The following is a 26,630-nucleotide window of genomic DNA, read 5'->3' on the forward strand; positions in this document are numbered from 1 at the left end:
CGGTCTCCCCCTCGATCGACCCGTGACCGAAACGTTACCCGGTGTGGCGAACCGGCCGGGGCTCGGATCGTGCACACCGGGCAGCTGGAGTTCTTACACCACACGGACCGTGGTGGTGCTGAAGCGGAACTCCACGGTCGCGGCAATGACCTCCAGGTCGAGCGCCTGCCGAAGGCGGGGCACCACGTCGGCGGCCAGGGACTGCCGGATCTCCCGCAGGTCGGTGTTCGGCTCGGCGGTGACCACGACCGACAACGTTGGCGCGTCACGGGTTCCGCCGAGATCGGCGGCGGCGGACCGGACACCGGGCAGGGCGGTGACTTCGTCCTCGAAGGGCGTGATCGCGATGGTCGGCCGGTACCGCGTCGCGCCGGAATCCTCGGTGTGCTGCCAAGTGTGCGCCTTCAGGCCACGGTCGAACTGGGCCAGCAGCCAGCGCAGCGCCAGCAGGCCGAGGAGCACGCCGGCCGCCCCCACCGCGGTCGGCGTCCACGCCGGCGGCTGGCCGATGGCCGGCAGCACCGGCGAACCCGGTTCGAGCGGCCCGATCCGCTCGAAGTGGGCGACGGTGGCGACAGCGCCCGCGGCCAGCAGCACGAGTCCGAGCAGTGCGAGCAGTGTCCGGTTCAGTCGGGAAGGACGGTTCATGCCGAGCTCCTGACCGACTTGACCTTCACGGACACCACTGGCCGTCGCTGGAGGTCGATCTCGTCCAGCACCCGATCGACCGCCGTCTGCTCGGCGTCGGCCAAGCCGTCGGTGGTGGTGCGGGTCGTCCGGACGGCGGCGACAACCTTGCGGCGTCGGCGTTTGATCCGGACCGTGCTCACCCCGTCCACCGCGAGCGCCGTGCGGCGCAGGGCCGAACCGAGGCTGCGCCGTCCGACGCCGGCGGTGATGCCGGTGTCGTCGGAGGCAAGCGGCACAACAACAAGCCGGCCCGGCACCAGCGCGGCCAACAACAGGATCAGCCCTACGACGCCGACCCCGACAGCGGCCGCGAGCACCACGAGATCGCCCCAGCGAACGGAATTCAGCACGCCGATGGCGTTGTCGACATCGCTCCACCGGCGCGGGTCCATCAGCACCTGCACCGACACCGTCACGGCGAACGCGCACAAGGCGAACAGTCCGATAGCGGTCAGGGCGGCCGCGAGCGAGCGGCGGGATCGGCGCTTCACCGCAACCTCCGGGCGGCGGTGACACCGGGCTGCATGGCCGTCACCGTGATGTCCACACGGGACACTTCCAACCCGGTGAAGTCCTCGACCCGGCCCATCAGATGCTCCCGGGCCCGCTGCGTGGTCTGCGTGAGCGACGCCGGATAGGCGATCGCCAGGCGCACGTCGAGCGTGATCACGGCGCCGCGGACGTCGGCGGTCGCGGACGCGCCGTCGACGACGCCGTCCACCTCGGTGACCGCCTTCGCCGCCTGCCGGGACACCACACGATCGTCCACCGTGGTCCGACCGCGCTGCTCGGCGTCCGGCAGCACCGCGGTCACCGGCCCCGACCGACGTACTGCGAGACGTCGATCTTGCCGTCCAGGACGCGGCCGACGAACAGCCCCAGCCCGCCGAGCACCAGGACGGCCAGGAAGGCCCCGAAGCCGCCGAACGCGGCGGCGAGGCCCAGGGTCAGGCCGGTCAGCAGGCCGAGTTGGGTGGCGTTCATGCTTCCTCCTGGCGGGGCCGGACTCACTGCACGCGGGTGGTGTCCGGGCCGCGGTCGATGTCGTCGTCGCTCGGGATGTGAATGTCGTGCACGGCGATGTTGACCTCGACCACGCTGGTCCGCTCGATCTCGCCGGCGGTGTTGTTGTTGGCGCGGTTGTCGGTAGCGGTGTCCGGCTTGGTCATGACGCCTCCTGAAGTCTCACCATCGTCGGTCATCGGTTCAGACCCGGCAGGGCGCACACCCGCACTGTGTCCCACGTCTCACTCGAAGGCGGCGTCGTCGATCATCTTGCGCAGCATCGTCGCCGTGAACTCCGGACAGCGGACGGCCAGGCTCATCACCACGCACACATCGACGGGTCCACCGTCCACACGCGTCACACGGCATCGCGGCCCGCACGCCCGGCACGGTGTCGGCGGCCATCGCCCCCGGCGGCCGGGCGGCTCCGGTTGACCTTGCCCCTGCGTCAGGGTTGCAGCCTGGGCGCATGACCACCACCAGCGCCCCGCCGATCGGCGGGTTCCAGGAGATCGACGGCCGCCGGATTTTCGTGCACCGATCGGGGCGGGGCGGGCCGGCCGTCGTGTTCCTGCCGGGCGCCGGCGCGGTCGGGCTGGACTATTTCGGTGTCCAGCAAGGGGTTTCGCAGTTCACCACCGCCGTGGTGTATGACCGTGGCGGCACCGGCTACAGCGACCCCCTCCGCCTGCCACGCACCGCCGCCGCGGTCGCCACGGAACTGCGTGAGCTGCTACGGGCCCAGGACATCGCCGCGCCCTACGTTCTGGCGGCGCACTCCCTCGGCGGCTTCTACGCGCACCGGTTCTCGCAGTTGTACCCGCGCGACGTGGCCGGGCTGGTCTGGTTGGACGCTCTCCACCGCGACTGGGACGAGTTCATGCCGTCCGACCTGAGTCTGGCCGCGACCGAGCGAACGGCGCCCGACCTGGAGCAGCTCGAACGGATGCGCCCGACCCTGATCGAGACGCACACCGAACTGCGCGCGGACTACCCGGAGCAGGTTCGTCGGGCGCTGATCGACGCCAAGGTGAGCGCCGAGTGGCTCCGCGCCGGCATCGCCGAGCGCACCGCCCTGGTCGCACTGGCCCGCGAGCTCCAGGCCGGGCCGGGCATCCCCGACGTCCCGGTGATCGCCCTGACCGTGGCGGGCGACCGGACTTCGGCGGGCCGAACGAGCATGGACGCCGCCCTGATCGGCTCGGTTTCGCACGGGGAACAGCGGATCCTCACCGACACCGTCCACCACCGGCTCTGCTTCGACCGCCCCGACGCCGTGGTCCAGGCCGTCCGAGACGTCGTCGACCGGGCCTAGACTCGTCGCCGCGGACCAGAGGAGGACAGTGCTCACGATCGGCCAGCTCGCGGCGACTGCCGGCGTGACCGTGCGCACTGTCCGCCACTACCACCACGTCGGCCTGCTGCCCGAGCCCGACCGCGACGCCTCCGGCTACCGCCGCTACAGCGCCCAGGCCGCGGTGGACCTCATCCGGATCAGGACCCTCGCCGACGCCGGCGTTCCACTGGCCCACGTCGACGCCCTGCTGCACGCCCGGCCGGCCGAGTTCGCCGCCGCCATCACCGACATCGACGCCGACCTCCAGCGCCGGATCGACCAGCTCGCCGACTACCGGGGCCGCATCGCCCAGCTGGCCAGCGGCGAACGGCTCGTGCTGCCGTCCGAGGTCGTCGCCATCCTCGACCGGATGCGCCGCCTCGGCGTCAGCGAGCGGCGGGTGCTGCTGGAGCGTGACTCGTGGATCCTCATGCAGGCCGTGGACCCGCACCTGCTGCCCCAGCGGATCCGGGACAAAACCGCCAGCCTCGACGATCCGGAGACCACCCGCCTGCTGCTCGCCTGTGACCAGGCCGTCGACTGGGATCCCCGTGATCCACGCCTGGACCGCCTCATCGACGACATGGACGCCTGGGAGGCCAGGCACTCGACCGGTGACGGCCAGGCCGGCTACCTGAAGCTGGTCGTCTCCCGGATCTCCGAGGCCTCCCCGGCCTGGCAGCGCGTCCTCGCCGTCCTGACCCACCGCGCCGAGCAGCGCCGAACCGCCCGCTGACCTGCGCTTCAGCTAGTTGTCCACAGGGTTGTCCCCAACTGTGGGCAACTCGAACATATGTGCGATCAGGCCATCTGGGTGGGCACGATCAGCAGCTCGGCGAGGTTGACGCGGGCCGGCGCGGAGGCGCCGAAGGCGATCGCTTCGGCGATGTCCTCGGGCCGCATCATCTCGATCGCGGCGCGCATCTCGCCCAGCGCGGCGCGGGTGGTGGCGTCGGCCATGTCGGCGCCGAGTTCGGTGGCGGTGATTCCCGGTTCGATGGTGCTCACCCGGACTCCGCGCGGACCGAGTTCGGCGCGCAGGATCCGGCCCAGCTGATTCACCGCCGCCTTGGTCGCGCTGTAGACCGCGTACCCGGGGAAGACCAGCTTGCTGGCCGAGGAACCGACCAGGACGAGGTCGGCCCGGCCGTCGGCGGCGGCCGAGGTGAGGTCGTCCACGAAACCTCGTGCGGTGGCCAGCAGGCCGGCGATGTTGACGTCCAGCATCGTGTCCCACTCGGACACCTCGCCGGTGTCGAAGGGCGCGCCGAGCATGACGCCCGCGTTGGCCACGACCAGATCGGGCCGGCCCAGCCGCTGGCGCACCACCTGGACCGCCTCGGTCACCGCCGCGGTGTCGGTGACGTCCACCGGCACCGCCAGCGCCCGGTCGCCGATCTTCTCGGCCAGCTCCGTCAACCGGTCGGCTCGCCGGCCCAGCAGCGCGACCGACGCCCCGCCCTCGGCCAGCCGCAGCGCGGTGGCCGCGCCGATGCCGCTGGACGCCCCGGTGACGACGGCAATCCTGGACTTGAGTGAGTAGTCGTTGCTCATGAACACAATGCTGGCCAGCGGTCGAACGGGCAACCAGGCAGCGGTCAACCTGGGTGCGGCACTCCCTGGACAACCTAGAATCAGTCCCATGGCGGCCTCCGAACTCAGCGCGTACCTCCAGGCCTGCCGCGCACGTGTTCGCCCGGAGGACGTCGGACTCGCCCCGGGCCTGCGCCGCCGGGTTTCGGGCCTCAGACGTGAGGAAGTCGCGCAACTGGCCGACGTGAGCGTCGACTACTACACACGGCTGGAGCAGGGCCGCGAACGGCATCCTTCGTTGCAGGTGCTCGAAGCCCTGACCCGGGCCCTCGCGCTGCGCGGTGACGCCCGGGACCACCTCTACCGCCTCGCCGGCCTCCTGCCCGGTCCGCCGGCGGAGGCGACGTCGGTCTCCCCGGACCTGCTGCGCATGATGGACGCCTGGCCGGACACGCCGGCGTACATCCTCAACCGCACCTACGACTTCCTTGCCCTCAACCGGATGGCCGAAGCCCTCTACTCGGACTTCGCCGACACCGGCAACCTCGTCCGGATGGTGATCCTCGATCCGGTGGGGCGAACCTTCTTCGTGGACTGGGAACGGGCCCTGCACGCCTGCGTCGCGAACCTGCGGCTGGCCGCCGGGCACGACCCGCGCGACCCGCGGCTACGGGAGCTCGTCGCCGAACTCACCGAGCACAGCCCCGAGTTCACCGCGCTGTGGCGACAACACCAGGTGCGCGGCAAGACCAGCGACGCCAAGACGCTGCGCCACTCCAAGATCGGCGAGCTCACCTTGTCGTACCAGGCTTTCGACGTGCGCGGCACGCCCGGACAGCAGCTGCTGGTGCACCAGGCCGAAGGCGCCGCCAGCACCGAGAAACTGACCCTGCTCGGCAGTCTCGCCGCGAACATCCCCGAACACCTCTGACCGACGGTGGTCAGCTCGGTTCGGGCAGCCAGTGGTCCGTGTCGCGATGACGGCCGAGCCCGACCGCGGCGAACTCGTCGACGTGCCCGAAGCCGCGGGGGCGATGCGGCACCGCCCCCGCGGCTTCGGGTCAGGCCTTGGGACGCACCGAAGTTGTCACGCCGACCAGCTCGTTGTCCTGCGGGTGATCATCGCCTGAGGACCAGCTGCTCAGGGTGGCCGCAACCTTGAACGTCACCTTGCCGGCCGCGGCGTCGGCCGCGGTGTAGGTGTAGGCGAAGGGAAAATCGACCTGGTGGCCGGGAGCGGCCACCACCCGCTGGGTGAGGACGCCGACGCTCGTGTAGTAGCCGCCCTCGGACAGCCGGAACAGCTCGACCCGGACATCCTCGTCGTAGCGGGTGTTCCCGACCGACACCTTGATCGACTTCGTCTGGTCGACGCGGGCCGAGGCCGGCACGCGGAGGTCGGACAGGGCCACGTCGTGGGTCTCGACCCGCACCGTGTCGACGGTGGATCCGGCGCGCCCGTCGCCGGTCGCCCCGGTCACCTCGACCTGATACTGACCGTCCTTTGTGTACTGATGCTGGATCGGGCTGCCGTCGATGGGCGCGGCGGCGCCGTCGCCGAAGCGCACCTCACCGCTGACCAGCGGCCGGCCCAGCGGATCACCGGCCCAGGGCGAGAACGTGATGGTGTCGTAGACCGACGGCTGTTGGGGGTAGAAGCTGACGTAGGGCTTCAGCGCCGGCGCGTTCCCGATTCGCACGTCGAACCAGCCCGCGTCCTCGACGCCGGCCGCCACCCGGATGTAGTAGGTCTGCCCGGCGGTGGCCGTGAACACCGAGTTCAGGTACGACTGCGAGGGCACGCAGTCCACCTCGGTCAGCCCGTCCAGCCGGGTGCCCCGGTACACGCTGATCGCGGGCGCCTGGTTGTAGGCAGCACGCTCCACGCTCACCGACCGGGTGCGCTCGGGTGTGTACCGGTACCAGACGGAATGGTCCACAGTGGAGTCACAGCTCGGGGTCGTCTCGCCCGGCTCGGCCGACGACCGCGACAGATCCCCGGTCAGCTCCGAGGGAAACGCGGCCACCGTCGCCGTCGCGAAGGCGTCATTGGGCTCCACCGGGACCGCGGTGAGGCCGAAGGTGACCTGGCTGCCGTAGTAGGGGTCGATCAGCATGATGTGGTAGGTCGTGCCCGCCGTGACGTGGAAGGTGCTCAACGGGCTGCGGTTGCCGTTGGTGCAGCTGCCCGGCACCTGGGTCAGCGCGCCGCGCGCGCCGGTGTACGCCGAGATCAGCGGCCGGGTCCCGGCGGTGGTCGCCGACGCCATGACGATTCCGTCCGCGGGCGCGGTGTAGTCGAACCACTCACTTCCGGAACCCGAGTAATAGCAGGAAATCGGGTCGTCAGACGCCTTGGTGGCCTGCGTTGTGTCCATTGTGGAGGTAAAGGGCAGGGCGCTGATGGTGGTCGCGGTGTCGAAGTCGTCGTTGGAGGGCGGCGCGGCGTTCGCGACGCCGGGCGCCAGCAGCACGGTCGCGACCGCCACGAGGCCGATGATCGGCGAGCGCAGGCGTCGCCTGATGGACAGCGTCATCTCGTCATCCCCCTCAGCTGGCGAACCGGGTCGTGGCCCGCGGTTTCACGGTCGTGGCGATCGCGATCACCTCGTTGTCCGCCCGCCGGGCGTCCTGCACCGGATAGGGCAGCTGCACCTCGGCGCGGAAGGTCACCTTGCCCACCAACGCGTCCTGCGCGGTGAACGTGTAGGCGAAGGGGAACTGCACGGTGCCCTTGGCCCGCGCGGGCACGTCCAGGGTGAGCGTGCCGACCTGGGTCCAGGACGAGCCGTCGCTGCGGTACAGCACGACCGTCGGCTTCTCCGCGTACCGCGTGTTGGCGACGTGCACAGTGATCGACTTCTGCTGGCCCTCACGGGCCGTGGTGGGCACGTCGAACTTGGTGATCCCCACGTCATGGGTGTTCACCGTGAGCGTGGTGGTCTTGGTGACAGTGCGGCCGTCCGGGGACGTGGCGTGCATGGTGACCGGGTAGTCGCCGTCGACGGTGTAGTTGTGGTGCACGGAATCCGTGGTGGCCGGCGCCGACGTGCCGTCGCCGAAGTCCCAGGCGACGGTCATCGGCTGGTCGATCGAGTTCCACGACGAGGCCGCGAAGGAGACGGTGTCGTAGACCGACGGGGAGGACGGCGAGACGCTGAACTGCGGGTCCAGCGGCGGGGCCTCGGCCAGGGACAGCGTGATCGGCTGGGTGCTCATGTACGGCCCGGTGACCCGGACGTAGTAGGTCGCGCCGGGGTTCGCGCGGAATGCCGTGGCCTCGCGGTAGTTCGACGTGCAGGCGACCTGCTTCAGCTCCGGCAGCGAGTTGCCGGCGTACACCGTGACCGTGGATCCGTATCCGTCGATCTTCGCGGTGACCGAGGTCGCCGGTCCGGGTGTGGTGTAGGCGTACCAGACCGACGGCGCGGTCCGGGCGTCGCCGTCGCAGCTCGACTGCGGCTCGTCGGCCTCGATCGAGGCGATGGACAGATCCGGCCGGCGGGTCAGCGGCAGCGCGGAGAACGGCTCGGCGTTGGCGAAGTTGTCGTTGGCGGCAGGGGCGATCCGGTCCACCGCGAAGGACAGCGCCCCGCCGGGGACGTCGTAGCCGGCGACCATGAAGGAGTACGTCGTGCCGGCGGTCACCCGGAACGTCATCGTGGCGTCTTTCCCGATGCCGCAGGCGTTGGCCACGCTCCTCAGCTCGACGCGCGGGCCGGTGTAGGCGGACAGGATCGTCGAGTGGTCGCTGCCGGCCGCGGTCGCGCGCAGCAGCCCGTCCTCGGTGGCGGTGTACTGGAACCAGACCGAGCCGCCCTGGTCGTAGCCCTGGCAGCCGAACGGGTCGTCGGTCGCCTTGGTGGCCCCGCCGGTGTCTTCCTGCGTGCTGAACGGCAACGCCGCGATGGGCGCCGGATGGTCGAAGTCGTCGTTGGACGGCGCCGCCGCGGCGTGGGCCACGCCGGGCGCCAGCACCCCCAGTACCGCCGCCACCACGGCGACCGCGGTGATTCGGGCACGCGTCAGTAATCGCTGCGACAGCAGCATCGTGTCATCCCCCCGCAAAGTCCATGCCACCTCCGGCGGTGGCTCCCCGCCCAGTACATCGGTTCCGCCAAGCCCGATGTGACCGATACCGCAGGGATTGGGCCATATGTCGCATCGGCCCCGCCGCCACCAGCGCAGCAGGGCCGATGACAGGGTGCGACCTCAGCCGGCCGCGGCCAGGCTGAGGGCGAGCGTGCCGGTCGAGGTGTAGTCGTCGGCCGGCTCGTTGGTGGCCCAGGTCAGGATGTTGTCCAGGTACCGGACCGTGCTGGAGTCGTAGGTCTTGTACGAGGGGTCGCTGCACTCGCGGTAGCCGTCGGGCAGCGGGTCGATGGTGTCGAACTGGTGGGCGTCGGTCGGGCCGCTCGCCACCCCGCCGACGGCGACCTTGGCGCCGCCGGTGAGACTGCCGGAGAGGTTGGCCACCTGGTTGTGCACGCACTTCGGGGAGTTGCCAGCGCCGATCAACATCGAGATGCCCCACGCGTTGGAGCCGAGGATGTAGTCGCGTTGCTGGGTGGCGAAGGCGTCGTAGTCGTGCTTGCCGGTCAGCTGGCCGTACAGCAGGGCGGTGGTCATCAGACCGAAGGTGTGAGTGGCCCCGTCGCCGTCCTGGAGCGGCCAGCCGGTGTGGAACGGGCTCTTGGCCGACTGCGCGGTGGCGGTCGACAGCTGGCGGGCCAGGTCGCCGGTCAGCTGGGCCTCGGTGACGGCCAGCTTGGGGGCGTCAGGCCGGCGCAGCAGCTTGACCAGGTCGGCGTGGCCGAGCGCGCTGGTGTCGTAGAGGTTGAGCGAATCGTGGTTGCTGCTGGCGATGTAGGCCTTGGCGTACTTGCCGGCGTCGGTCGCCCACCCGGTGGCCCGGCTGTCGCCGAGCGCCTGGCCGGCCAGGGCGAGCTCGGCGGCCCCCAGCTCCAGATCGTCCAAATAGGACGACTCCGGGTAGTACTCGTGCGGGAAGACGGAGACGATGCTGCCGCCGGCGGTGTTGGCCAGCGCGTAGATCGACGACGCCGTAGCCAGGTACTGCATGGCCTTCGCCTGGTCCGTGGCAGCCAGGTTCTGGGCCGCCAACGCGAACGCCGCCGCCATCCGCCCGGCCAGGTTCGGGCTGATCTTGTCGCCGGGCTTGTTGGCCGCGAACACCGGGCGGTACTTGATGTAGTAGTCCTTGTCGCCGGGCTTCACGTTCAGCGCGTCATCAGCCTCCGGCAGCCGCCACACCTCGTGGTCACCGACGAAGTTGTCCTTCGTGCTGCCGATGCCGATGCCGACCTGCGCGTAGAGCACGCCGTTCTTGGCGTCCCACATCTTGCCCAGGTAGTCCAGGCCGTACCGCGCCTCGGCGTTCAGCGCCGCGCTCGGGTGAACCCGTTGCGACAGCAGGAGGTTGACCACCGAGTACGAGGCCGTGGCGGTGAACTTGAGGAAGTCGCCGGCGTCGAACCAGCCGCCCGAGGCGTCGACCGTCACCCCGGTCCGCGTCATCTTGCTGGTGATCGTCTCACCGTCGAACTTCGGCACGTCGTAGACGGCGGCCGCCTGGTCGGTGAGGTGGCTGGGCTTGCGGTTCATGATGCCCGGGATCACGTCCGAGCCGTCCCGCTGCATCTGGAAGAACTGCACCGTGTCGTCGGCCAGCGGGGCGAACAGGGCGTTCGCGCTGTCCACCCGGAAGGACGGGGAGACCGTGCCGCCCACCTTGATCTGGTACGTGCCAACGGTCCTGAGCGCGGAGAGGTCGATCGGGTAGACGGCCGGATAGGCCGAGCTCCACTTCCCGGTGCTGGCGCCGACCTTGCCGGTCAGCACCGACTTGCCCGACGAGTCGGTGACGGTGAACGCGGCCCCGGCGTTCGACGTCGTGCCCATCAGGTACGCGGCCTTCGCCTCCCCGGTCGCGTAGCCGACCTCGTCCACCCGGATCTGCGCGACGGTGGCCGCCGCCGCGGGCACGGCGAAACTCACCGACGCCACCGCGGCCATCGCCGCGATCGCAACTGTCGCAACACGCATGGGTCCTCCAGTGCAGGGCTGGCGGCGGACCATAGGTTAGGAAAGTTTACTAATTATTTAGGAAACGCTACGGCCTGGCAAGGGGCCGGTCAACACCGCGCGGCACGGCACTGCCCGAGGTCAGCCGATCCGGAGTTCACCGATCTTGTTCGGGACCAGTTCGCCGAACCAGATGGAGCCCGGCCGGTCGGCCTGGAGGTCACACGGGGACGAGAGCGAGGACGGGGTGGTCCAGGTCGTCACCTGGTGGGTGGTGGGGTTCATCCGGGCGATGCGGTTGCCCAGGCCGGTGGCCAGCGGGAACGACAGCAGGAAGTACAGGTTGCCGTCGCTGCCCTGGGTGATCGGGCCGGGTGTCGGCAACGGGCTGCCGACCGAGCCGTGCAGCAGGTCGTCCACGACGTCGCGCACCAGGCCGCCGACGCCGAACAGCGGGAACTCCCGGATCGCACCGGTGGCCGGGTTGATGCTGGCGACCTTCATCGCGGCGGACTCGGTGACCCAGATGGTGCCGTCGGTGTCGGTCCAGACGCCGACCGGCAGCGAGAGCGGGGTCGGCATCGGGTACGAGACGTACCGGTGGGTGTAGACGTCGAGGGTGACGACCCGGTTCTGCTGCGGCACATCCATCACGAGCGTGTTGCCCGGCCCGGATTTGATGATGCCCAGCAGCGACTGCACCTGTCCCAGGATCTCCCCCGGCACCGGGTACTGGCTGAACTCGTGGGTGGTCAGGTCGAAGCGGCCGATCGCGTTCAGGCCGCCGAGCGTGAACCACATCGCGCCGTCCCTGCCCGGCACCACGTCGTTGGACAGCCCCAACCCGACGTGCAGCGGCCCGGCGTCGAAAGCGTTGAGCCACGGCAGCTTGTACTCGGTCATGCCGCCGTCACTGGTGTCCACGCGCAGCAACGCGTTCCCGGTCACCTCCGGCATCCACATGCCGCCGTCCGGACCAAGCGCCATGCCGCCGGGGACCGACAGCGGCATGGGCGTGTCGAACTCCGTGAACGCGCCGGTTTCGGTGTCGTAGCGGGCAACCTGGCTGCTCAGGTACTGCTCCACCCACAGTGTGCCGTTGTTGTCGAAGTGGGTCTCGCAGACGCCGCTGAGCGGGATCGACGGCAGCGGCCCGTGCTCGGTGATCACACCATCGGCGGCCGCCGGCACGGCCGTGGCGAGCAGCGCGGCCACCGTGAGCATCACGCTACCGACCCTCTGAAGGCGAACCATGAATGCTCCCAATTCGCTCAGGACTACTCACGTCGAGGCGAACAGTATCGCGCGAGCGATGTCTCACCAGCCCCGGTCGATCTCGTCTCCACCGCCCCGCTACCGGTCCGGCGGTGTCTGGAACGCGACGAAGGCCAACGTGGCCAGCCGCAGGATGGCGTTCCAATCCTCCTGCGTCACCTCGGGAAACTCGGCTGTGACGTGATCGGGCACTGGCGTGCCCTCAGCCGCGTTGAGCACGTCCGCCACCGGGATCCGACTGTGCCGCAACGTGAAGCCGGCCGGACCACTGCCGTGGAGCTGCGGCAGCAGGGCCGGCCCGACTCGTTCGACGCACTCGGTGTTGTCGTCGGTATCCGAGCCGAAGTCCAGCACAGCCCGCACGAACTCGCGGTCGCGGGTGTCGATCTGGTCGGTGTCGCGGCGGGCGAGGACCAACGATCGCAGGAACCGATCACGGGCAGTGTCCTCGGTCATCGGATCCTTTCGTGCCCACGACGCACCGCGCCAGGCCTGGCACCCGAACCCTACCGTCCTGCTCGAAGGCGCTCACGTTTGTCATGGCGTGCGACCGAATCCGCTCCCGCGTCGGCTCGTCGACCTGCCGCAGCGCGGCAACCGCCAGCGAGACGTGTTCGCTGATCATCTGCCAGTACTGCGCGGGCGATTCCGTCACGAGTTCGACGGGGACGTCCCACTCGGCGACGTCGCGTAGCCCCGCATTCTCATACAGGGCACTGATATAGCCCGGGGCTGCGCACCGGAACATGGTCGGCGCGTCCTGAGCGGGCGGCGCCACCGCCACCTCGGTCGCGATGGCCCGCATGGCGATCGCCGTCCACGGGTTCTCCTCGGGCTTGACCCACACCGACGCGCAGAGGCGCCCGCCCGGCTTGAGCACACGCGCGAACTCGGCCGTCGCCCTGGCCACGTCCGGGAAGAACATGTACCCGAACCGCACGGAGACGCTGTCGAAGGTGGCGTCGTCGAACGGCAGGTCATCGGCGCTGCACACCATCGTCTCGATGTTGGCGATCCCCTGCGCCGCGGCTCGTCGCGTGGCGATGTCGAGCATCTCCGCCACAAGGTCGGTCAGCACGACGTGCCCCTGCGGCAACAGCTTCGCAATGCTCAACCCCGGCTCGCCCGTGCCCGAGGCGATGTCGAGATGCCGGTCGTCCGCGGCGATGTCGAGCCCGTCGATGATCGCCGCGCCGACCGGGCCCAGTTGATCCATGATCACCGAGTCCCACTTCTCCCAGCCCGCGGCCAGACCCGCCCACGCCGTCCGCTGGAGGTCTCTGATCTCGTCGGAGCTCGACATCAGGATCAGTACTCGTTCTTGATGACGAAGTACGAGCCGCGGATGGTGCCGGCCAGCTTCGACTTCTGCCGGGCGAACTTGAACGAGCCGAGTTCCGCGGGCACTTCCATCCCGTCGGAGAGCTTGAACCCGACCGCCCGCTTGCCGGCGTCCTCGAGGGTGTACATCACGTTGATCGACAGGCCGCTCTCGTAGAAGACGTAGGCCATCCGAATGTTCTCGACCTGGAACTCGGTCGCCTCCAGCGGACGCGAGGAGATGACGATGCCGCGTTCCTCCTCGAGGATCCGGCTCACCCAGTCGATGGTCGCCCCGGCGTCGCTCGCGGGCTCGACCGTGAAGACGTGGCTGTACTTGTTCTTGAAGTACCGGGCCTCGTTCGCCCGCAGCCCGGCCAGCGCGGCCGCGGCCGGCGACGACTCCAGGCCGACGGTCGACACGGTGTCGAAGTCCACGGCATAGGACATGGCACGTTCCTCCGCGGGTACGTCCGGCTGGTGGAGTCCGACGTCCTCCACCGAGGGTCGGCCCAGCGTATGCACCGGTGGCGGAGACGGGCGACCTGAGAGCCCCCGGGTCCGGAACTCGGTCAGCCGGCCTCGCCGGCTCCCCCTTACGGACGGCGCGGCCGTGTCCTTTGCGAGTCGACGCCATGCCACCTGACCTGCGGCGACCACGCTGAGTGAGCACCAGAGGCGACCGCCACTCGTTTGTCGGATGGTCACCGGGTCGAGCACCGCCTAATAGTTAGTTTTCAAATACAACATCTCTACGTAACGAGGTGATTACATCATGTGTGGGATCACCGGCTGGGTCGCGTTCCGCCGTGACCTGACGTTCGAGGGGCGGGAACTGGACGCGATGACGGCGACGATGGCCTGTCGCGGGCCGGACGCGTCGGGCACCTGGACCGCCACGCACGCGGCGCTCGGGCATCGCCGGCTTGCCGTCATCGACCTGCCCGGCGGCGCGCAGCCGATGGCCGTCGACACCCCGGACGGCCCGGTCTCGATGGTCTACTCCGGCGAGGCCTACAACTTCACCGAGCTGCGGGACGAACTGCGGGCCCGCGGCGCGCGGTTCACCACCGACTCGGACACCGAGGTCGTGCTGCGCGGCTACCTGGAGTGGGGCGAGGCGCTCGTCGAGCGGCTCAACGGCATGTACGCCTTCGCCATCTGGGACTCGCGCACCGAGAAGCTGGTGATGATCCGCGACCGGATGGGCATCAAACCGTTCTACTACACCGAAACCGACGACGGCGTGCTGTTCGGCTCGGAGCCCAAGGCGATCCTGGCCAACAGTCTGGCCGAGCGCGTCGTGACCCTGGACGGGCTGCGTGAGCTGTACGCGTTCGCCAAGACGCCCGGCCACGCCATCTGGTCCGGGATGCGCGAACTGCGCCCCGGCCACCTCGCCGTCGTCGACCGGACCGGCCTGCGCGAGACCTGCTACTGGCAGCTGGAGGTCAGCGAGCACACCGACAGCCGGCAGGAGACCGTCGCACACGTGCGCGAGCTGCTGGAGGACATCATCCGGCGCCAGCTCGTCGCCGACGTCCCGCGCTGCACACTGCTGTCCGGCGGCCTCGACTCGTCCGCGATGACCGCCATCGCCGCCGCGCAGCTGCAGGAGAACGGTGAGGTCGTGCGCAGTTTCGCGGTGGACTTCCCCAACCAGGCGGAGAACTTCCGCGCCGAGGAAGTCGCCCCCACCCAGGACACCCCGTACGTGCACGCGGTCGCCGAGCACATCGTCTGCGAGCACCAGGACATCATGCTCGACGGCTCCGCGATGGCCGACCCGGCCGTCCGCGCCGCCGCCGTCGGCGCCCGCGACTTCCCGGTCGGCCTTGGCGACCGCGACAACTCGCTCTACCTGCTCTTCAAGGCGATCCGCCAGAAGTCGACCGTCGCCCTGTCCGGCGAGTCCGCCGACGAGGTGTTCGGCGGCTACCCGTGGTTCCACAACGAGCAGCGCGAGGCCGACACATTCCCCTGGCTGGCCAACACGAAGTCCCCCATCAGCCCGGGCGGGCTGATGAACCCGGAGCTGACCGGACGGCTCGACGTCGAGACGTACCGGGCCGACCACTACCGCTCAGCGCTGTCCGAAGTCCCCCACAAGGACGGCGAATCCGGCCTGGAGCACCGCATGCGCGAGGTCTGCTACCTGCACCTCACTCGCATGGTGCAGACCCTCCTGGACCGCAAGGACCGCATGTCCATGGCCGTCGGCCTGGAGGTCCGCGTGCCGTTCTGCGACCACCGTTTGGTCCAGTACGTCTTCAACACCCCGTGGTCCCTCAAGACCTACGACGGCCGCGAGAAGAGCATCCTGCGCGGCGCCACCCGCGACGTCCTCCCGGCCTCCGTGGCCGACCGCAAGAAGAGCGGCTACCCAGGCTCCTACGACCCGGCCTATCTGGCCTCCATCCAGTCCCACGCCCGCGACATCGTGTCAGCCAACCACGCCGTCCTCGACTTCTACGACCGCGACGCCGTCCTAGCCGCCTGCACCGCCTCGGTCGCCACCATCACCAACGCCGAGCGCTCCGGTCTGGAACGCTTCCTCGACGTCAGCACCTGGCTCGACCTGCACAACCCCACCCTCAAACTCACCTGAGCCCACGCCCCGAGGCGGGAGCCGTCACCGACGACTCCCGCCTCGCACGCTGTCGCAGGCGCTACGGGAACGGGTGCGGATACGGGTTGACCTCCCCGGGCGGCAGCGGCGTGTCCCGGTAGCCGAGGGCGCGCGGGACATTGTGCAGCCGGGGCAGGCCGTGCACCCGCCGGAAGTCGTGCCCGAAGGTCATCGGCAGGGTGCCGGGGATGATCACCTTGACGCAGCTGAACCCACTGACCCGGTGTTCCGGCGTCGTCTGGTCCACGACGACGACATCCAGCCCGGTGTCGAGGTAGCGCCCCACCATGTCGATCAGGTCGCTGGTCAGGTCGACGTTGCGGGCCGGCGGACGGGCGGCGGCCATCTCCGCCAATGTGCGCCGGCCCGTCGAGGCGATCAGGAAGTCGAAGCGGTCGAACACCGCCGGGCTGGCGTACAGCAGCGAATGGTCGGCCATCCGGTGCACCAGCGACGAGTCCTCGGCCATCCGCCGCACGCGGTCGACGTTGTCGAGATACGTCCGGTTGAGGCCGGTCATGACCGGCCCCAGCTCGAACAGGGCATTGCGCAGCGCGTGTTCCGGCTCCAGGTGCGCCCCACCGGTGGACACCGTCTTGGCCACGTCGCCGCCACCCGGCGAGTTCACCGCCAGCAGCCACACGGACGGGATCCGCTGCTCGACGGTGGTGTCGAAGGCGAAGATCCGCCACCCGGTCTCGTCCTCGATCCGCTGGCGCAGCAACGGGATCCGTCGGTCACGGGCCGAGTCCAGATCGATGTGGGGCACCGCCATCCGGGCATACCAGGTCATCAGGAAGGCGTCGCGTTCGGCGATCTCCAGGATCCCGTGCAGGATCGCCTCCTCCAGGCAACCCCCCAGCGCGCACCCGTTGGACGTCTCGAAGGCGATCTTGGGCTCGTGCGGCTTGGTCTGGTGCAGTCCGTAGTACGCGCAGCTCTCGGGCACCAGCACAGAACGGCGTTGGGCGAAGGAATAGCCCCACACCCAGTCCAGCTCCAGATCGTCGTCGAACCGGACGAACGGGAACGACGGCCCGTAGCGCTCGGGCGGGTACAGCCCGAACGAACGCGGGTCGACGGCATCCGCGCGGATCTCCGAGTACCGGGCGCGCACCGTGGTCCGCTTGCCCCCGGGCTGCATTCCGCCCCAGCGCTCGAGCGATTCGAGGACGGCGGTCAGCTCGCTGGTCCGGTAGCTGTCACTGCGCCCCCAACTCCACTCCACGCCATGGCCGCGGTGGCCGCGCAGGCCCATCGCGGCCACCGCGACCGCGACCCCGGCCTCGTCACCCATGTCCACCGTCCGGATCAGACCCGTCTCGGCGTCGACGTACGTTCGGATCAGCTCGTCACGCTCGCCGGCGACCGACCGCAGTCGGTAGGAGTCCGGCGCCGGCTTCAGTCGCGGAGACAGCGCGATCTCGGCTCGCTCCGCCGTGTCCTCGGGCAGGGAACCGCACGCCGGGCACAGTGGATCGGGCAGGAACCCGTGCGTGGTGACGGTGATGTCGGCCAGGTCCAGATGCAGCACCGCCTTGTCGGTTCGGGGTGGGGCGGAGCCGTCAACCAGCCGCCGCACCTCCTCGACCGCCAGCGCGGCGACGGCATGGGAGCCGAGAGCGGTGAGCCAGGAGGACGGGCGGCTCACGATGGCGTCGGCGTTGCGCTCCCACACCGCGTCGACTTCCGCCCCTCGCTGTCGAGCCCTGGTGCCACGCAGGTCGGCGCAGCTCGCGCAACCCGCCACGCCGGGACGCGTCACGGGCCCGATCACCGCGTGCCCGAGCCTGGTGAAGACGGGCAGCCAGGGAATACCCGCCGCGGCGCAGGCAGTCTGCGCGTCGGTGTGGGTCCGGGTGTCCCAGGCGTCGCTGGCCAGCACGAGTGCTCGGCACCGGTCGAGTCCGTCGGACGGGTCCTCCACGGTGACCGGCACGAGCCCGCCCTGGTCGGCCAGGAGTTTGCTGATCACGGTGCGCAACGCGCCGGAACCGCTGAGACCGATGCGCGCCCTAGGGCTCATCGCAGCACCACCTGTACGGCGTAGGGCATGACCTGACTCATCTCGGGATCGTGGTCGAGTGGCACCGCGACCGGGATCCGGCCGTTGCTGCACAGCGCCTCGACCATGTTGCGCAGTCCGGTGTCCGGCCGCTGTCGAGCGGGCTCGTCACCGCGTAGCCGTGGCGGCAGCTGGGGCACCGGCGGCGGTGCGTAGGCGTGCTGGGAGTGCATGCGGGCCTGGCAGGCCAGCAGGACCTGCTCGAGGCCGTCGCGCAGCGCGTCAGTCACCCGGGGTGCGCTGGCGTAGGCCACGGTCTCGGCGCCGAGGCAGAACGCGAACGTGGGCACACCGAGCGATCCGGTGGCGTCGTAGACCACCACCGGGGTGTCGAACACCGCCAGCAGTTGCCGGTAGCGCTGGCCGATCTCGTCGAGTAACACGTATCGAATGTCCACAACGGACAATGGCGGCCGGTCGCCGGCGAGTTCGGCGACGGTCAGGTCGAGACAGCGACCGGCGACACCGGCGGTCACGGCCTCGGCCCAGTCGTACCCCGCGGTGGCGCCGGCGGAGCGCAGCGCCGGAAACACGGTTTCGACGGGCACCTCGCACGGTTCACCGTCGGTCAATCGCGTTCCCCACACCCGGCCCCGCAGTGCGCCGGAGGTGAGAGCGACGAGAGGATCCGCGGGGTCGCCCCCACCTTTCGGCTCCTCGGAACCGGCCGCGGCCAGCAGTCGGCGTGGATCGACGAACAGCGACCCGTGGACGGCGAAAGCCCGCACCGCCGCGCGGTGGCGAGCGGCGGCGAAGTCCGGGCCGGCGGCGATCACCGGGATCAGCGCGCGCCGCTCGCCCGGCAGGCAGACCGGGTCGGCGACGGTCACCTCGGACACGTGCAGCGGAAGCTGGGCGAAGTCCCGCTCGCCGATCGCACGGAACGGCCCGAGACGGTCGTCGACGAGTTCGGCGGCCCGGCGCGAGAAAGTCTCCTCGTCCAGCCGGGGTCCGCGGCTCAACCGGTTGACGTTGTGTCGGAACTCGTCAGCCGTCTGCGGCCGGGCCGAACCCGCGAACGGATGCGGCAGCACCCGGTGGTACGTCGTGCGCAGGGTCCGCAGGTCGAATCGAGCCAGCCGGGGGCGGACATCGTCGGTGTCGGCGAGCCCGGTCACCTCCTGGAACACGCGGTGGACCACATGGTCGGCCAGCACGGCGGCGGCGTCCGGCGTCGGCGGCTCGGTGTCGTCCTCCTGCTCCGGCAGCGAAAGCCGCAACCGCGCGTCGTCCCAATCGCCCCGGCCCATCGACGGCAGCGGGTCGATCCACGCCTCCGCGCCGGTCATGACCACCTGCAGCAGCCGGGTCCCGCTCTGGTGGCAGATTCGCGTCAGCACCCGGGTCCTGGCCAGGGAGACGCGGTCCGAGACGTGCACGACCACGGTGGCGCCGGCGATCATCTGCTCGAACCGGCCGGGCTCGGGCTCACCGACCACCAGTCGTTCGACCCCGCGGCGGCGAGAGCGAGAGCTCCCGAGCACTCCCCTGAGCTCGTCGAGATCGGTCGCGCAGTCGTCCGTCACCATCACCGTGACGTTGTCCATGCCTGACCGCGGCCCGGCGGCCGCGCAGGCGACCAGGCTCCGACCGGCGCCGATCACCACCGTCGGGCAGTTGCGGTACCGGACGAACCGCAGGACGGCGGTGTCGGCGAAGTCGTCGATGAAATGCACCTCGGCCGCGTGCGGCGCCAGCACCTGGTCCGGCGGCAGGCCGCGGGTAGCGACGTCCTTCACGAGCCCGCGCTCGTGCAAGGTGCGCACGACGTCGCTGACGAAGGCGCCTCGGTCCGCCGGCAGGTGCGCGACGAGGTCGTCCAGGGACCGCTGCCCGTCGAGGAACGGGGCCAGCCGGTCGATCCACGCGGCGATGGTCTTGCCGGTCAGCGTGACCGGTCCCTTGTTGGTGAGCCAGTACACCCCGTCCGGGACCGGCGCGAAATACGCGTCCCGCGCGAGTTGGGGTTTCATCAGGACTTGCCCTCCCGGTCGGCCCCGGTGGACCGCTGTGGCCGCCGGCTGCCCAACGTGAACGCGCCGACACTCGATTCGGTCATCGGGTCCAGGCCGGTCGCCTCGGCGAAGAATTCGGCGCCGCCCACCGCGATCGCGCAGGGAGCCAGCGCCATCGCGGTCGCGACGAGGTACATGTTCTGGTACAGCACACCGACGTGCTTGAGCATGAGGGCGTATCCCGTGCCCTCGTACTTCCACATCAGCCGGCCGAACCGGGCGCTGACCACGAACAGCACCTGTGGCAGGCCGGCCCACTTCAGCAGCGCCCGCAGCGGGGCCGGCTGCGCCGACCCGCGGACGAGCCGGTGGGCGTGGGCGTCGTAGTGGTAGAGCCCGGCGTGCAGCCCGGCCACCGATCGCACCACCGGGTAGATCTCGAGTTCGTGCAGGCCACCGCCGGCCGGGTAGGGCCGGTCGGAGATCTCCTGGCCGCCGTACTCGCCGACGCCGCGCACCCGCGCGCAGCGAAAGAGGAACTCGCCGAGTTGGTCGAGCGTGAGCGGGTTGTCCTCGTCGCCTTCCCGCACCGAGCGGCGGTCCTCGATCACCGTCGTGAGCGTGGAGTCGTCGGCGCGCAGCCGGGCCAGATCCGGTTTCGGCAGGGGGACGGCCGGCCCGTCGAAGGGCCGGTGGCGTCCGGGCAGCGGGGCGAATCGGCCCTTCGCCCAGTAGGTGCCGCCGGTGCCGTCGATCTTGCTGCTCTGGTGGTGGAACAACAGTTCGTGCGTGCTCCACTGCGCCAGTCGCAGCTCGTCGGTCTCGGCGTCCGGCTGGTGCGTCAGGAAACCCGCACGCCACAGGTCCACGACCAGCCTTCGGCCGACCTCCGCGGAAAGCTGGCCAGGGGCATCGGTTCGGGACATCGACGTCAACGATCCACCCACGAACGCCAGCACCCGGGAATCGTGGATGCGCACGTCGCACGTGGCCGCGGCCGACTCCACGAGCATGTCCGCGCCGTCGCGGCGCAGCACGGCGAAGCGGGACAACGCGACGCGGTCCGGCACCGGATCCTGCCCGGCGCTGTTCCGGCGGCGGCGTGGCCACACCGTGTACAGCGGCTGGTTGTCGTTGCCCCAGACCGTGGTCGTGAGCCACCCCCCTGACCGCAACTGCTGCAGCAGCGGCATGGTGAACCCGTCGTCCAGCAGGTCGTCCACGGTGCAGGCGGTTGCCAGCCGGCGCAGCGTCGCGAGCTGTTCCGCGGTCAGCCGTCCCAGCGACTCGCTACGCGGACGGGCGACGAGGAACACCTCGCCGCCGTCACCCACCGCGCAGTGCACCCCGGGAGGCAGCCGCACGGTCTCGGACACCGCCATGTGCGTGGGGCCGTCGATCACGTCGTACCACGCAGAACGAGCTCACTCGGATCGGCCGCGTCACCTGGCGCCGGGAGGACGACTTCGGCGGCCGGCCGCCCGTAGAGGTCCTCCGCCGCGTTGGCGGCGAGATGGCACAGCAGGAAGCGCTCGGCCGGCGCCAGTCCCAGCCTTGTCAGGTGCAGATAGGTGTAGTTGAGCATCAGTCGGTATTTGGCGAACCAGACCTGGTCCACCACCACGTCCTTGCGAGCCCGGTGCAGCGGACTGCGGCGCATTCGCTCGGCGTGCTCCGCACTGTCCGGGCTCGGGGCGGGCGCCAGCCTGAGCAGGTCGGACTCGATGAGCTCCGCCCCGCGCCGCCAGTACGGCCTCATCACCTCCACCCACGGCCGAACGAACGGCACGCACGGTCCAGCGCCGTCGACAGTGGCGAGCACCGCCTGGACCCTGCTGGTCAGCGCCTCCGCATGCTGCTCGTGGTGCCGCTGCCAGGCGGGGCGCAGACCCTCGCCCTCGGGCATCCACGACAGGAATGCCTCGGCGTGCGAACGGAAAGACACGAACCCCCGCGCGAAGCCAACTCCGGACAGGGCGTGCGCGGTGGCCACCATCAGGTCGAAGCCCAGTCGCAGCAGTTGCCGGCCGTTGCGCACGGCCTCGGCCATCTCGAAGGCGAGCGGGGTGGTGTCGACGTAGAAGTCGGCGAGCAGGTCGGCCGTGGCCGTGGTGCCGAGCACGTGCAACCGCTGGTCGTAGTACGCCTCGTGCATGGAGTTGTCCGGCCGCAGCGGCAGCAGTTCGCCACGCTCCTGTTCCAGTTCGGCCAGTCGCGTGTGCTGGGCGTGCAACTGCTGCGGGTCGACGACCGCGGTGGACGGTCGGTCACGGAGAAACCCGCCCACCACCTCGGACACCGCCGGGAGCACGCCCTCGTCGTACATCCGTTGGTCGGCCTCGAAATTGAGCCGCAGATGCGGGCCCCTCAGCCAGTGCGGCACGTAGTAGGCCCGCACGCCGGCCGGGAGCTTCTGGAACAGGGGCCGCACCGCGTCCAGGACCAGGTCGGTCTTGTCGGCGTCGTAGTAGTAGACGTGCACGCTGTGCCACCGCACGGCTCAGTTCTCCTTGGTCAGGTCGTGAACGGTCCGGCCGGCCAGGTACCGCAGCGCGCTTTCGCCGCCGATCGAGAGGCCGATCCGGTTGCACATCAGGTGTGCGCACTGGTCGAGCACCCGCAGCACCGCGGCCTGGGTGTCGACGGCCGCACCGCGGTTGGGCCGCCAGGGAACGAACCGGCCGAGCGCGATCTCGTCCGCGACCACGTCCCGGGCCCGCGTCACCGACCGTGCCCAGAGGGTGTTCGTGCCCTTGTGCGGCAACAGGTGCAGCGCCGCGGTGGCGGCCCGCATCCGATCGGCGATCGCGTGCAGCCGCTCGTGCTGCCGGCGGTAGCGCTCCTCCATCTCGCTCACGGTCTTCTTGTCCCATCCCGGCGGCAGCATTGCCATCCCCGCGGAGGACAGACCCAGATACGCCCGCAGCTCAGCCGAACCCGGCACGCACAGGAACCACGTCAGCAGGATCAGACAGAACGCGAGCGTCGCTCGCTGATCGGGTGACGGCCGCGCGGCCAGCATCTCCAGCGCGATCTGACTCGACTCGCCGAAATGCCTTTCGATGGCCAGGATCGACTTCCCGTCGCCGAACTTGTGGCCCTCCCGCATGTACGGGATGAACACCACCGAGTTGTTCGGGTACATGCGGGGCAACGGCGTCGTCGCCTCCAGCTGCGCCATCTGGGCGGCGGAGCGGGCGTACTCCTTCTCGTCGAGCCGGTCCGGCGCCGGGCGCCGTCGCAGGTACTCGTCGCAGCGTCGCTCGACGAACTCCCGCACCTCCACGCCGGACCGGCCCCGCGCGGGGCGCACCCGCAGGCGGATGTGCGGGCCGCCGTCCCAGTAGCGTAGGAAGAAGAACTGTCGTGCCAGTCTCCGCCGCACCAGGTCCCTGGTGAGCGGGGAGATCAACTCCCCGACCAGAACGTCCAGATCTCCGTGGTAGAACACGTGGGCGCTGACCCAGTCATGCCCGCTCACTCACACCTCACTCGCGGACAACTCAATGATGAATTCCGTCACGCGCGGGTCGGCGGGATCGAGCCCGCACCCACCTTCGGGTGGCGGCAACGCCTCGTCGAAGATCACCAGCCCGCCGCGGTCCTTCAGCATGTGCTCGAAGGCCGCGCCGAGGAAGAAGTTCGCGAAGTCCACGAACATCGGCTTGCGGGCCTTGGAGAAGAACTGGCTGCGCGGGTCCCCGTCGGGATCCATCACGCGCACATAGCAGCGTTCGGGGATGCCGGACGCGCGCAGCCAGGCGACCATGCGGAGCAGGTAACCCGCGTCGTCCTCGCCGGCGGCTCGGGCCGGCACCTCGGCGACGGGAACGAACCAGCGGGCCCGTTGGAGGGTGACTCGGCCGACCTCGACCCTGGGCAGGTGGCGGGGAACGTCCGCCTCGTCAAGCGGATAGACGGGTGAGTAGGCGGCGTGCAACAGGTGCGCCGGTCCGAACGCCGCCAACAGCAGGTGGGCGGCCGGGGGCAGCAACGTGTCCCCGAGCATGCCCAGGTGGGCCGGCAGCACGTGAACGCCGAGCCGGGTGGAGCGCAGCCGAATCAGGTCGGTCTCGGCGTCGTGCACCACGGTCAGGTCGGACAACGGGATCCGTTCGCCGTCGGGCCGGTCGCTCGTGGTGAACGGGTAGTCGATCTCGTAGGGGGCCATCGGCACCCGGAGGTTCACCGAGTAGTCGAAGACGCCGGATATCTCGACGACCACCGGATCCGTGCCCCGCATCCGCGACGGCGCCGAGGCCTGGTGTTTTGGGGCGGGCTGCGCCGCGCCCGCCTGGGCGGCCAGCCGCAACCATCGGCTGCGGCCCCGTCCGTAGCCGCCGCCCACCATGTTGAGCGCGAGCCTCAGGTCATCGCCGGTCAGGTACGGCTGCACGTAGCAGGCGACGGAGTCCGGCGTGCCCACCCACGAGGGCCAGCTGTCGACGAGCCGGGCCAGCCCCTGCGAAGCGACCCGGGCCACGCCCGAGTCGTCCGTCGCCGACAGGATGAAGTCCAGGGACCGGACCCGTAGCCGATGCAGTTCCGCCATCCGGGGCAGCGAGGACCGCGCCAGAACCCAGGACGGCAGCGGTATGGCGAACTGGATCAGGGGACGCAGCTCGGCCAGCCACGGCTCGCACTCGCCCTCCGGGCGGCGAAGGTCTTGCTGGATCGCCTGGTGCAGAACGAGGAACGGCACCCTGGCGCCCGGACCGAACCGGTGGCCGACATAGCTGGCGATGGACAGCCGGGTCGGCAGCAGCCAGTCGTGCAGCGCCAGCCAGCGCCGCACGACATCCAGGTCGTCCAACGCCGGCCGCCACTGCGGCAGGGCACACTTCAGCCGAGCGTGCGGGAACATCGACGTCTCGTGGGTGGGGGCTTTGCTCATCCGCTCGATCGCCGGCGCCGGCAGGTCGAGGCGAGTCGCGAGGGCGCTCACCTGCTCCGCGGGCACGTCCCGGGTGGTCGGCTGAACGTCCAACGCGAACGGACGGTTCAGCTCGGCTCGCAGCTGATCCATCAGCTCGACGACCTCCGGGCCGACAGTGTCGTCGGCGTCCGCCGACCGCAGCCAGGCGAGCAGTTCCGCCAGCGGCCGCTCGGACTGGTCGAGGACCGGGAGCAGATGTTCGAGCAGGCCGATTTCCACCAGCCGGTCAAGGAACGGGCGCAGTTGCGCCGGGTCGGCGCCGGTATGCGCGGTCAGCAGCGCCACCAGCTCGGACGCCGTCCGGCGGTCGCCCTCCTGGCGGACGATCCGCAGGCACTCGGCGAGCGCGGGCGACATCGGCACCCTCATGATCGACTCATCCGGGCGGGGCCCGAGGAAGCGCACGGAGTCGTCGGTGACCAGCGCGCTCGGGTTGAGGCGGACGGGCAGGCCGCCCCCGAGGGCCGGTCGGCCGACCAACTCACGGACCAGTCGTCCCAGCACTGCGCGGTCGAATTCGAGCACCCCTCGCACCGTCAGCTCTCCGGCGACGCCGACGGCGGGCCCCCGGTCGGTCCAGTCGCCGAGCACGCTCGTGGTGAACGTGCTGTAGGGACTGGTCTTGGCCGCCGCTCGGGACAGATAGCGCGCCATCCCCACGAGGGTGCGTCGCCGCAGCCTGCGACTGTCGTCGGCGAGCCACTTGTGCATCTCGGCGAACAACGCCGGGCTGGCCCGGCGCAACGCGTTCTGGAACAGCGGGTGCGCGCAGGCGCGACGCAGCGGCTCCTGTTTGCGCTCGACGTCGTCGGCAAGTGCTTGCGGCAGCCTCGCGCGGCACCGGTCCCGATCCCCCAGCAGGGCCAACCAGCGCTCGACGTCCATGACGAGCTCAGCCGGCAGCGCCAGCGTCACCTGCTCGTTCCATTCCCCCTTGCGCGGCGCCCGCACCTGGTGGATCGCCCGGCGCAACGCCACGACCCGCGGCTTGACGGGGGACTCCGACAGGGTCCCGATGACGTCGAACAGCGCCTGCTCGAGCACTTCCGCCGCGGCGGCCAGCCCCCGATCGAGGTCGATGATCTTCTCAACCAGCTCCCACGACTCTTCGAGACGCAGTTCCTGGAGCACTGACGCCGGCAGTCCCGTGACCCGGGCGACAAGCGGAGTCTCCAGCCGGTATCGGCTTAGTGCCTGGACCTTTCCGTTCAGCGGTCCCGCCGCCAGTACCACGGCTGTGTTCCTCCATCTCTTGGTGGCCCCGATTCCCGGGAAGGCCGCGGGTGCCGACGACGCGCCACGCCCATCGGCACCCGCGGGTTCAATCAGCGGTTCTTGGTGCTAGTCACCGGCCTCAGTGGCCGCCGTGACCGCCCCAGCCACCGCCCCAGCCGCCGCCCCAGCCGCCGTCCCCGCAGCTGCAGGAACCGCCGCAGCTGCAGCTACCGCCACCGCAGCTGCAGCTACCCGAACAGTGCGACGAGCTGGACGCCTCGTTCTCGGCCATACCGTGACCGGCCGTCAGCGACTCGACGGTCAGGCCACGGTCGGTCAGCGTGAACACGTCCATCGACAGGTCACCGAGGGCGTACTGAACCTTTTCCGTTACCATTGAGAACCACTCCTCTCTGTGAAAAATTCAACGGTCAACCACAAATGTTCATCCCGAATATCCGCGGGGCCGGATACACGCGAACGAACAATCAACGTCCACCCAGAATGAGTCCATCAAAACTCAAGGCGCCCTACCGGGTACACCCTCTCGTCCGACAACACCGCAGATCGGCTGTCGACCCGGCCATCCCATCTCTTGCGAATGCAAGGCGACACGATGCCGATGG

Annotated in this window: 24 protein-coding genes; 4 read left to right on the forward strand and 20 right to left on the reverse strand. The window is 70.0% G+C overall.

What is annotated here, in order from left to right:
* Positions 1-93: 93 nt before the first annotated feature.
* The 5 genes from JJ691_RS32190 to JJ691_RS32210 are packed head-to-tail and all read right to left on the reverse strand — an operon-like array spanning position 94 to position 1,859.
* Positions 94-648 carry an alkaline shock response membrane anchor protein AmaP gene (locus JJ691_RS32190; RefSeq protein ID WP_211763342.1) on the reverse strand — a complete coding sequence of 185 codons (555 nt, stop codon included), beginning with the start codon at positions 646-648 and terminating at the stop codon, positions 94-96.
* Entirely contained in the window at positions 645-1,181 is a 537-nt protein-coding gene (locus JJ691_RS32195; protein ID WP_211763343.1) for a DUF6286 domain-containing protein, read from the reverse strand. Before JJ691_RS32195 ends, JJ691_RS32190 begins: the two co-directional genes overlap by 4 nt.
* The gene (locus JJ691_RS32200; protein ID WP_211763344.1) at positions 1,178-1,504 is read right to left on the reverse strand and encodes an Asp23/Gls24 family envelope stress response protein; all 327 of its coding nucleotides are present in this window, start codon (positions 1,502-1,504) and stop codon (positions 1,178-1,180) included. The genes JJ691_RS32195 and JJ691_RS32200 overlap by 4 nt, the downstream gene beginning before the upstream one ends.
* Complete coding sequence (locus JJ691_RS32205) at positions 1,501-1,674, reverse strand: hypothetical protein (protein ID WP_211763345.1); 174 nt, start codon at positions 1,672-1,674, stop codon at positions 1,501-1,503. Before JJ691_RS32205 ends, JJ691_RS32200 begins: the two co-directional genes overlap by 4 nt.
* A 23-nt stretch (positions 1,675-1,697) precedes the next feature.
* Complete coding sequence (locus JJ691_RS32210) at positions 1,698-1,859, reverse strand: hypothetical protein (RefSeq protein WP_211763346.1); 162 nt, start codon at positions 1,857-1,859, stop codon at positions 1,698-1,700.
* A gap of 305 nt (positions 1,860-2,164) precedes the next feature.
* Here JJ691_RS32210 and JJ691_RS32215 point away from each other — a divergent pair, with 305 nt between their 5' ends.
* Positions 2,165-3,010 carry an alpha/beta fold hydrolase gene (locus JJ691_RS32215; protein WP_211763347.1) on the forward strand — a complete coding sequence of 282 codons (846 nt, stop codon included), beginning with the start codon at positions 2,165-2,167 and terminating at the stop codon, positions 3,008-3,010.
* Positions 3,011-3,038: 28 nt separating this feature from the next.
* On the forward strand, positions 3,039-3,767 hold the full coding sequence (locus JJ691_RS32220) for a MerR family transcriptional regulator (protein ID WP_211763348.1): 729 nt from the start codon (positions 3,039-3,041) through the stop codon (positions 3,765-3,767).
* A 65-nt stretch (positions 3,768-3,832) separates the two neighbouring features.
* On the opposite strand, the gene JJ691_RS32225 is transcribed toward JJ691_RS32220, so the two are convergent.
* Positions 3,833-4,585: an SDR family oxidoreductase gene (locus tag JJ691_RS32225; RefSeq protein ID WP_211763349.1), complete on the reverse strand. Its 753-nt coding sequence runs from the start codon at positions 4,583-4,585 to the stop codon at positions 3,833-3,835.
* 88 nt (positions 4,586-4,673) lie between these two features.
* On the opposite strand from JJ691_RS32225, the gene JJ691_RS32230 reads away from it, so the two are divergent.
* The gene (locus JJ691_RS32230; RefSeq protein ID WP_211763350.1) at positions 4,674-5,495 is read left to right on the forward strand and encodes a helix-turn-helix transcriptional regulator; all 822 of its coding nucleotides are present in this window, start codon (positions 4,674-4,676) and stop codon (positions 5,493-5,495) included.
* A gap of 130 nt (positions 5,496-5,625) precedes the next feature.
* Here the strand turns inward: JJ691_RS32230 and JJ691_RS32235 are convergent, their stop codons facing one another.
* The 7 genes from JJ691_RS32235 to JJ691_RS32265 all read right to left on the reverse strand — a co-directional run bounded on the left by JJ691_RS32235 (position 5,626) and on the right by JJ691_RS32265 (position 13,654).
* A complete protein-coding gene (locus tag JJ691_RS32235) occupies positions 5,626-7,101 on the reverse strand; it encodes a PKD domain-containing protein (protein ID WP_211763351.1) in 1,476 nt (491 codons plus the stop codon).
* 13 nt (positions 7,102-7,114) lie between these two features.
* Positions 7,115-8,614: a PKD domain-containing protein gene (locus tag JJ691_RS32240; protein WP_211763352.1), complete on the reverse strand. Its 1,500-nt coding sequence runs from the start codon at positions 8,612-8,614 to the stop codon at positions 7,115-7,117.
* A 162-nt stretch (positions 8,615-8,776) separates the two neighbouring features.
* Positions 8,777-10,630, reverse strand: a complete 1,854-nt coding sequence (locus JJ691_RS32245; protein ID WP_211763353.1) for a glycoside hydrolase family 9 protein — start codon at positions 10,628-10,630, stop codon at positions 8,777-8,779.
* A gap of 120 nt (positions 10,631-10,750) precedes the next feature.
* Positions 10,751-11,833 carry a Vgb family protein gene (locus JJ691_RS32250; RefSeq protein WP_249228296.1) on the reverse strand — a complete coding sequence of 361 codons (1,083 nt, stop codon included), beginning with the start codon at positions 11,831-11,833 and terminating at the stop codon, positions 10,751-10,753.
* Between the two features lie 129 nt (positions 11,834-11,962).
* A complete protein-coding gene (locus JJ691_RS32255) occupies positions 11,963-12,340 on the reverse strand; it encodes a hypothetical protein (protein ID WP_211763355.1) in 378 nt (125 codons plus the stop codon).
* Positions 12,318-13,100, reverse strand: a complete 783-nt coding sequence (locus JJ691_RS32260; protein WP_249228297.1) for a class I SAM-dependent methyltransferase — start codon at positions 13,098-13,100, stop codon at positions 12,318-12,320. Before JJ691_RS32260 ends, JJ691_RS32255 begins: the two co-directional genes overlap by 23 nt.
* 92 nt (positions 13,101-13,192) lie before the next feature.
* The gene (locus JJ691_RS32265; protein WP_211763357.1) at positions 13,193-13,654 is read right to left on the reverse strand and encodes a phage tail protein; all 462 of its coding nucleotides are present in this window, start codon (positions 13,652-13,654) and stop codon (positions 13,193-13,195) included.
* 325 nt (positions 13,655-13,979) lie between these two features.
* Between JJ691_RS32265 and asnB the strand changes: the two genes are divergently transcribed.
* Positions 13,980-15,812, forward strand: coding sequence for an asparagine synthase (glutamine-hydrolyzing) (gene asnB, locus JJ691_RS32270; RefSeq protein WP_211763358.1), 1,833 nt, complete (start codon positions 13,980-13,982; stop codon positions 15,810-15,812).
* Between the two features lie 61 nt (positions 15,813-15,873).
* Here the strand turns inward: asnB and JJ691_RS32275 are convergent, their stop codons facing one another.
* From JJ691_RS32275 to JJ691_RS32305, 7 genes are all read right to left on the reverse strand, one after another.
* A complete protein-coding gene (locus JJ691_RS32275; RefSeq protein WP_211763359.1) occupies positions 15,874-17,859 on the reverse strand; it encodes a TOMM precursor leader peptide-binding protein in 1,986 nt (661 codons plus the stop codon).
* Positions 17,856-19,871, reverse strand: a complete 2,016-nt coding sequence (locus JJ691_RS32280; RefSeq protein WP_211763360.1) for a YcaO-like family protein — start codon at positions 19,869-19,871, stop codon at positions 17,856-17,858. The genes JJ691_RS32275 and JJ691_RS32280 overlap by 4 nt, the downstream gene beginning before the upstream one ends.
* Positions 19,871-21,256, reverse strand: coding sequence for a SagB/ThcOx family dehydrogenase (locus tag JJ691_RS32285; RefSeq protein WP_211763361.1), 1,386 nt, complete (start codon positions 21,254-21,256; stop codon positions 19,871-19,873). The genes JJ691_RS32280 and JJ691_RS32285 overlap by 1 nt, the downstream gene beginning before the upstream one ends.
* Positions 21,253-22,350: a thiopeptide maturation pyridine synthase gene (locus JJ691_RS32290; protein WP_211763362.1), complete on the reverse strand. Its 1,098-nt coding sequence runs from the start codon at positions 22,348-22,350 to the stop codon at positions 21,253-21,255. The genes JJ691_RS32285 and JJ691_RS32290 overlap by 4 nt, the downstream gene beginning before the upstream one ends.
* A gap of 3 nt (positions 22,351-22,353) precedes the next feature.
* Positions 22,354-23,334: a lantibiotic dehydratase C-terminal domain-containing protein gene (locus JJ691_RS32295; protein WP_211763363.1), complete on the reverse strand. Its 981-nt coding sequence runs from the start codon at positions 23,332-23,334 to the stop codon at positions 22,354-22,356.
* Complete coding sequence (locus JJ691_RS32300; RefSeq protein WP_211763364.1) at positions 23,335-26,022, reverse strand: lantibiotic dehydratase; 2,688 nt, start codon at positions 26,020-26,022, stop codon at positions 23,335-23,337.
* Positions 26,023-26,143: 121 nt separating this feature from the next.
* Positions 26,144-26,401 carry a thiomuracin/GE37468 family thiazolyl RiPP peptide gene (locus JJ691_RS32305; protein WP_211763365.1) on the reverse strand — a complete coding sequence of 86 codons (258 nt, stop codon included), beginning with the start codon at positions 26,399-26,401 and terminating at the stop codon, positions 26,144-26,146.
* Positions 26,402-26,630: the final 229 nt, after the last annotated feature.

It is taken from the genome of Kutzneria sp. CA-103260, assembly GCF_018263855.1.
In the GTDB taxonomy this organism is placed as follows: domain Bacteria; phylum Actinomycetota; class Actinomycetes; order Mycobacteriales; family Pseudonocardiaceae; genus Kutzneria.